The organism is Janibacter sp. CFPM2_SD2, from assembly GCF_057364645.1.
In genome coordinates, this window is record NZ_JBNFOF010000159.1 from 1 (window position 1) to 7373 (window position 7373).

The following is a 7373-nucleotide window of genomic DNA, read 5'->3' on the forward strand; positions in this document are numbered from 1 at the left end:
GACGTCCACCGTAGATGCGCCTGACGGATAGTGCATACTTGCTTGCAGAATCTGCAAGACGTCATCGACACCCGAGGAGCACCGTGAGCGAGATCGGGCAGGAGTCGGCGCAGGGCCGAGCCGATCTGCCCGCTGCCGCCGAGGAGGAGCGCCGGCCGCGGGACGAAGGGGGTGACCTCCGCCAGTCGCGGGTTGGTCCGGTCCTTGTCGCTGATCTGCGCCCCCTCACTCCCACTGTGCGACAAGGGGATCGGCCATTCGATCGCGGCGGTGGGGTCGTCGAGGGCGAGCGCGGGATAGGTGACGTCGGGGCGCCAGTGCTCGTTGACGAGATAGGAGTAGACGGTCTCGTCGGCGAGGGCCTGGTAGGAGTTGCCGACGCCGCGCGGGACGAAGACGGCGGTGCTCTCGTCGAGCTCGAGGGTGACGGTGGCGCCGAAGCCCTCGCCCGCGCGCAGATCGACCCAGGCACCGAAGACCCGGCCGTGGACGACGGTGACGAGCTTGTCCCAGGGTTCGGCGTGGATGCCGCGGGTCGCGCCGCGCGAGGCGTTGTGGGAGACGTTGTGCTGCACCGGCCCGAAGTCGGGCAGCCCCGCCGCGACCATCTTCGCCCGCTGCCAGGACTCGGTGAACCACCCCCGCGCGTCACGGTGCACCGGGCGCCGGACGACGAGCAGCCCCGGGATGCGGGTGTGCTCGATGCTCAGGTCCATGGTCGGAGGCTATCGGCCGCGGACCCGCGGACGTGTCGGCGTCGCTACCCTCGACCCATGCGCGGCATCATCCTCGCGGGGGGCACAGGCAGCCGGCTCCACCCGATCACCCAGGGCATCTCCAAGCAGCTCGTGCCGGTCTACGACAAGCCGATGATCTACTACCCGCTGAGCACCCTCATGCTCGCCGGCATCCGCGAGGTCCTCGTCATCACCACCCCGCACGAGGCCCCCCAGTTCGAGCGGCTGCTCGGTGACGGGAGCCGGTTCGGCATCTCCATCACCTATGCCCAGCAGCCCAGTCCCGACGGGCTGGCGCAGGCCTTCGTCATCGGCGAGGAGCACGTCGCCGGCGACACGTCGGCCCTCGTCCTCGGCGACAACATCTTCTACGGGCCGGGTCTGGGCACCCAGCTGCGGCACTTCGACGACATCGAGGGCGCGGCGGTCTTCGGCTACCAGGTCGCGGACCCCTCCGCCTACGGCGTGGTCGACTTCGACGACGAAGGGAGGGCCCGTCACCTCGAGGAGAAGCCGGCACGCCCGCGCTCCCGCTTCGCCGTCCCGGGCCTGTACTTCTACGACGAGACCGTCGTCGAGCGCGCCCGCGGGCTGCGCCCGTCCGCGCGCGGCGAGCTGGAGATCACCGACCTCAACCGCACCTATCTCGACGAGGGTCGCCTCCACGTCGAGGTGCTCCCCCGCGGCACGGCCTGGCTCGACACCGGCACCTTTGCCGCGCTCAACGACGCGAGCAACTACGTGCGCACCTCGAGAACCGGCAAGGCCTGAAGATCGGCTGCCCCGAGGAGGTCGCCTGGCGCATGGGCTTCGTCGACGACGACGGCCTGCGCGAGCGCGCCGAGCCCCTCGTCAAGAGCGGCTACGGCCAGTACCTCCTCGACCTGCTCAGCTGAAGGCTCGCTCGAGCTCGACGATGGTCGCCACGGCCGCGTCGACCTCGGCAGCCATCGCCTCGAAGGCCTCCTGCGGCTGGCGGTAGGGGTCGGCGATGTCATCAGCGCCCTCGTCCACGCGGCTCAGCCCCCGTTCACGGGCGAGGTGCTCAGGCATGGCGGCCCACCGCTCGTCGACCGTCTCGAGCCCGGCAAGCCGCTGCACCCAGGGTCTGCGGGCGTCAGCGGTCTCGATCAGACGTGCCAGCTCCTTGAGGGTGAAGGTCCTCTTGAGGTGTCGTGGCGAGTACGCCAGCGCCCCGGAGCGATGTGTCCTGTCGAGAGTCAGGACGACATCGGCGTCGGCCATGAGCTGCGCCGAGAGCTGCCGCGCCGCGAAGTCCATGTGGTCGATGCCCAGCGCGTCGAGGATCGTCGCGCTGCCCGGATCGACGGGATGCCCCTCGAGAGCATGGGTGCCGGCGCTCGAGACGTCGAAGCATCCGGGGCTCGCCCCCTCCAATGCTGCTGCCAAGGTCAGGTGGGCGTAGGGCGACCTGCAGACGTTGCCGGTGCACACCACCAGAATGCGTACGCTCATGCCGCCATCCTCACCCGGTGGGCGGGCTCGGCGCGAGCGCGACAGCGACCTGCCACTAGGATCGCGAGGACTCACCCCGCCACCCCCGGAGCACCACCTCACATGAGGACTCTGCGTCGCCTTGCGCTCCCCGCCATCCTCGTCATCACCCTCGTGCTCGTCACGGGATGGGCCCTTCTCCGCGAAGAGCCGCCGGTAGCGACTCTCGACACGAGCGCCGTCGACAACTTCGAGTCCGGACGCCCGGGGGCCTCGGGATGGACCCTCCATTCACCGCGCGCAGGAGTGGTCCGGCGATCGACGGAGCACGCCGTGTCGGGTGAGCACTCGCTGCTCGTGGAGGACGCCGAGGGCACCGGTGATGCCCGCGCGACCTGGTCCCTCTTCGCCACCGCATCCGGACGCCCCCACTACGTCAGTGCGCACGCCTTCCAGCGCGGCGCCGACCAGGAGCTGCGGGTGCGGTGGATCGACTCGTCCGGCCACACCCTCGGCCACGACGTTCGCAGAACGTCCGGCGCCACTGACATGTGGCAGCGGGTTTCCCTGGACATCACCGCCCCGAAGGGCGCTCGCTACGGCGAGCTGCAGATCGCCTCGAGCGACGACGGCTCCGGCCGCACCTGGTGGGACGACGTGCGCATCACCGACTCGGTGATCCCCGACGCGAGCCTCGAGCAGTCACCCGGTGTCGATGGCTCCCTTCGCTCCTGGCAGACGACGGGCTCCGGCGGGGCGACCGCGACCCGCTCGTCCCTCCGGGCCCGCCTGGGCCGCTGGTCGCTGCTGCTCGACGACACCACGCCGAAGGGAGCGGCAAGCGCCACGAGCGAGCGCACCCGAGTGGACGCGGACGTGACCTACACCTTCCGCGGGTGGGTGCACCCGGTGAGGGGCACGACCGCTGTCGACGTCGTCTGGTACGACGCCGAGGGCCACGAGCTGGGGTCCCGGTCCCTGTCAGGGGGGCGCCCGGCTGGGCGGTGGAGCCTCGTGACCGCGGCCGACGTCGTCGCTCCGCGTGAGGCTCACTCCGCCGCGGTGCGCCCACGGACCTCGCTGTCCGGCACGGCGACCGCATCCTGGGACGCCTTCTCACTGACTCCCACGCCCGGCGCGCCGCCGCTGGACTTCGAGGTGACCGACCTCGGGACCCCCCTGCGAGCCTCAGCACGAACCCGCACCAGTGCTCCCTTCGTCCGAGATGGCCGCGTCAAGGTCGCAACGCTCGTCACCGGGGTGCCGACCCGCCTGCAGGTCCTCGATCTCGAGACGGGTGCCCTCGAGGACCGGGTCGAGCTGCCGGGCATGACGACGGGCCAGACCGTCGTCGTGGGTCGCGACGGTCGGCTCTACGCCGGCGGCGACGGCGGCCACCTCTACCGGTGGACGCCCGGGGCAGACTCCGCCGAGGATCTCGGGCGGGTGACCGGCGGGGCCCGCACGGTCTTCGACCTGGCCGTGGCACCCGACGGCACCATCTGGGGCGGCAGCTACCCGGGCGGCGAGCTCTGGCGGGTCGACCCCGACTCCGGCGAGATCACGAGCCTCGGGCGGGTGCGGCACGAGCAGGAGTACGCCCGCAGCGTCGCCGTCGACGAGCGCTACGTCTACGTCGGGGTCGGCACGAGCCAGCCGGCGATCGTCCGGGTCGCCATCGACGACCCCGACGACCGCACGGTCATCCCCCTGCCGGCCGGGCCACGCAGGGCGTCCTCAGCGAGCTCGAGCTGCTCGGGCGCTACCTCGCGGTCAAGGTGCCTGCTGGCACCCACGCCGACGGCTCCCACAGGCCTACTGAGCGCCGTCTCTACGACCTCGAGCGGCGCACGTGGGACGTCCCGGTCAATGCCGCGGACCAGCTGCCCACACCCCTCGACAGCCGGGGTCGGTTCCACTACGTCGTCTCGCGCCACCTCGTGAGCGTCGACTCCCGCACCGGACGCTCGACCACCGGCCCCGCGTCAACGCCGGCGATCGGGCAGCGCCACGTCGTGCGGGCGACCATCAGGGGAAGGGCCTCCGAGTGGCTGCTCGTCGTCGACCCGGCGACGGGTGACGTGGCCGCCCACGACCTCAACGGCTCCCGGGAGACCACCTTCCACCTCGACCTGCGGCCCGAGGCGCTGCCGACCAAGGCGCTGGCCGAAGGGAGCGACGGCTCGGCCGTCGTCGGGGGCTACGCCGGGCCCCAGATGGCCATCCTCGACGTCCGCAGCGGCGGGCTGCGACCGGGCCTCGCCGAAGACGGATCGTCGGCGCTCGGCGAGCTCGAGGGCGGCACGACCCTCGGGGGCGTGAACTACCTGGGGACCTATACCTCGGCCCACATCTGGCGCCACGACCCGTCGCGGACGGGTGGTGACCCGGTCGAGATCGCGTCGCTCGGCAGCACGCAGAACCAAGACCGGCCGACGGCGTGGACGACCGTCGGCGACCGCGTGCTCTTCGGCACCGTGCCGAAGTACGGCGTCCTCGGCGGCGGCATCGGCACGATCCAGGGCGGCCGGATGACGCGGTTCACCCGCGGCCTCGTGCCCGACCAGTCGATCGTCTCGCTCACCGCCCGGGACGGGGTCGTCTACGGCGGCACGTCCCGGTGGGGCGGTCTCGGCGCGACCCCGACGACCCCGAGCGCGCGGGTCTTCGGCTACGACCCGGTGTCGGGCCGGGTCACGTGGTCGGTCGCCCCGGCCGAGGGGGCCCAGTCACTCACCGTCACCGTCGGCCCGCGGGGCACGATCTGGGCGGCCGACGGCGGGACCCTCTACGAGCTCGACCCGACCGACGGGCACACCCTGCGCTCGATCACCGTCGACCCCACACCCGTCGGGGACAGCCCGACCTTCCGCAGCACCGACCTCGTGACCCACCGGGGGTACCTCTTCCTCCGGACCAACGGCCGGCTCTACGCGGTCGACCCGATCAACCTGCGCACGGCGACACCGGTCTCCGAGGGCGTCACCGCGAGGGGCATCGTGCGGGTCGACGACCGGCTCGTCGTGGGGGCGAGCGACCACGTCCTCGCCGTCGACATCCGGTGAGCCGGGAGTGACGAGTGATCCCACATGACGTCCAGAGTGACCCACGTGACGATAGAGCCTGCCATGATGGCCTGCGGATGAGTCCGCCCGCCGAGCGAAAGGTCGCCACGTGAGTGCATCTCGCGCTCCCCTGCGTGCCAGTCGCCGCGGCCCTCTGGCCGCGTGGGCCATCGTCGACCTCATCATCTGGGCGGTCGCCCTCGTCGCCGCCACGATCCTGCGCTACGACCTCGACGTCACCCTCGTCGACAGGGACCGGCTCGCCATGGCCGTGGGCGGCGTCGCGGTGATCCACCTCGTCCTCGGCATCCTCATCGGGCCCTACCTCGTCCGGCACGAGCCGGGGTCCTTCGAGGAGGTCTACTCGGTGACCAAGCTCGTGGCGATCGTCGGTGTGGTCATCATGGTGCTGAACTTCGCCTCCGACCCGATCTTCGTCCCGCGCTCAGTCCCGGTCACCGCAGCGGCCATCGCCCTCGTCGGGATGTTCGGCGCACGGTTCGTCATCCGCGCCATGCGCTCGGGCACGGGTCCGCACGTCGACGCGAAGCGGGTCGTCGTCTTCGGCGCCGGCGAAGGGGGCCGCCAGATCGTCCGCGCGATGCTGCGTGACCCCGACAGCCAGATGCACCCCGTGGCGATCCTCGACGACGACCCCCGCAAGCGCCGGCTGCGCATCGACGGCATCCGGGTGCGCGGCCGCCGCGAGCACCTCGGTGCCGTCGCCGACCGCGAGGACGCGACGACCCTCGCCATCGCCGTCCCCGAGCGCCACCCCCGAGCTCTTTCATCGACCTGCGCAACCGGGCCGCCCAGGCCGGCCTCGAGCTGCTCGTGCTCCCGCCGCCTCCGAGCTCATGGGCCGCCCCGCCACGGAGAACCTGCGCACCATCGACCTCAGCGACCTGCTGGGCCGTCAGCCGGTCCAGCTCGACGCGACGGCGATCGCCCGGTGCGTCACCGGGCGACGCGTGCTCGTCACCGGCGCCGGCGGCTCCATCGGGTCCGAGCTGTGCCGGCAGATCGCCAAGTACTCCCCGGCGCACCTCGTCCTGCTCGACCGCGACGAGACGGCGCTCCAGGCGACCCAGCTCAGCCTCACCGGGCGTGGGCTCTTCGAGGGCGACGACATCGTCCTCGCCGACATCCGTGACGCCGCGCGGCTGCGCGAGGTCTTCGACTCCCACGCGCCGCAGGTCGTCTTCCACGCCGCGGCCCTCAAGCACCTCTCGATGCTCGAGAAGAGCCCCGCCGAGGCGTGGAAGACCAACGTCCTCGGCACGCTCAACGTGCTGCGCGCGGCGCAGCGCTCGGGTGTGTCGACCTTCGTCAACATCTCGACGGACAAGGCCGCTAACCCCACGTGCGTCCTCGGGTACAGCAAGCGCCTCACCGAGCGCCTCACCGCGGGATTCGCCCGGCAGGGCCGGGGCACCTTCGTCAGCGTGCGCTTCGGCAACGTCCTGGGCTCACGCGGCTCGGTCATCGGGGTCTTCACCGACCAGATCGAGCGCGGCGGGCCGGTCACGGTGACGCACCCGCAGGCGGAGCGGTTCTTCATGCTCGTCGAGGAGGCCTGCCAGCTCGTGCTGCAGGCCGCGGCGGTCGGTCAGCACGGCGACGTCATGGTCCTCGACATGGGCCAGCCGGTGCGGATCAACGAGGTGGCCAACACGCTCATCTCGCTGTCGGGACGCCACAAGGTCGACATCGTCTACACGGGCCTGCGCCCGGGTGAGAAGCTGCGCGAGGAGCTCTACGGCGACGGGGAGACGATCCTCGGCTCGGGCCACCCCCGCGTCTCGCACGTGCCCGTGCCGGGCATCCGGCCCGAGGCCCTCGAGCGCCACCAGGGTCCCCCGGACGACGAGGCCCTGGTCCTCATGCTCGAGCACGTCGGGGTCGCACCGACCCCGGCGGTCAAGGACGACGCGCTGCCGCACCTGTCGTGAGCGACGGCTCGCGCTCCCTCCTGCCCGCTCTGGGCGCCGCTGCCGTCACCGCTGGCGCCGCCCCCCTCGTGCGGGCCGGGCTCGTCGCCATCGACATGCTCGACGTGCCCAACGACCGCTCGTCGCACGCGGCGCCGGTCCCCCGGGGCGGCGGACTCGCCTGC

Annotated in this window: 5 protein-coding genes and 2 pseudogenes; 5 read left to right on the forward strand and 2 right to left on the reverse strand. The window is 71.9% G+C overall.

The features are described 5' to 3' along the window. On the reverse strand, window positions 1-716 hold a 716-nt coding region (locus tag AC2W7J_RS13625), incomplete at its 3' end, for a dTDP-4-dehydrorhamnose 3,5-epimerase family protein (protein ID WP_485983037.1). Window positions 717-773: 57 nt separating this feature from the next. On the opposite strand from AC2W7J_RS13625, the pseudogene rfbA reads away from it, so the two are divergent. Beyond that, window positions 774-1633, forward strand: a pseudogene (gene rfbA, locus AC2W7J_RS13630) (glucose-1-phosphate thymidylyltransferase RfbA). Here the strand turns inward: rfbA and AC2W7J_RS13635 are convergent. After that, on the reverse strand, window positions 1626-2213 hold the full coding sequence (locus AC2W7J_RS13635) for an arsenate reductase/protein-tyrosine-phosphatase family protein (RefSeq protein ID WP_485983039.1): 588 nt from the start codon (window positions 2211-2213) through the stop codon (window positions 1626-1628). The pseudogene rfbA and the gene AC2W7J_RS13635 overlap by 8 nt on opposite strands. 312 nt (window positions 2214-2525) lie before the next feature. On the opposite strand from AC2W7J_RS13635, the gene AC2W7J_RS13640 reads away from it, so the two are divergent. The 4 genes and pseudogenes from AC2W7J_RS13640 to AC2W7J_RS13655 all read left to right on the forward strand — a co-directional run bounded on the left by AC2W7J_RS13640 (window position 2526) and on the right by AC2W7J_RS13655 (window position 7209). Beyond that, window positions 2526-4136 (forward strand): hypothetical protein, encoded by a 1611-nt coding sequence (locus AC2W7J_RS13640; protein ID WP_485983041.1) that lies wholly within the window; start codon window positions 2526-2528, stop codon window positions 4134-4136. Further along, a complete protein-coding gene (locus AC2W7J_RS13645) occupies window positions 4133-5257 on the forward strand; it encodes a hypothetical protein (RefSeq protein ID WP_485983043.1) in 1125 nt (374 codons plus the stop codon). Before AC2W7J_RS13640 ends, AC2W7J_RS13645 begins: the two co-directional genes overlap by 4 nt. A 403-nt stretch (window positions 5258-5660) precedes the next feature. After that, window positions 5661-5966 (forward strand): annotated as a pseudogene (locus tag AC2W7J_RS13650) (nucleoside-diphosphate sugar epimerase/dehydratase); the annotation flags it as partial. Between the two features lie 148 nt (window positions 5967-6114). Next, a complete protein-coding gene (locus tag AC2W7J_RS13655; RefSeq protein ID WP_485983045.1) occupies window positions 6115-7209 on the forward strand; it encodes a polysaccharide biosynthesis protein in 1095 nt (364 codons plus the stop codon). The last annotated feature ends 164 nt before the right edge of the window (window positions 7210-7373 follow it).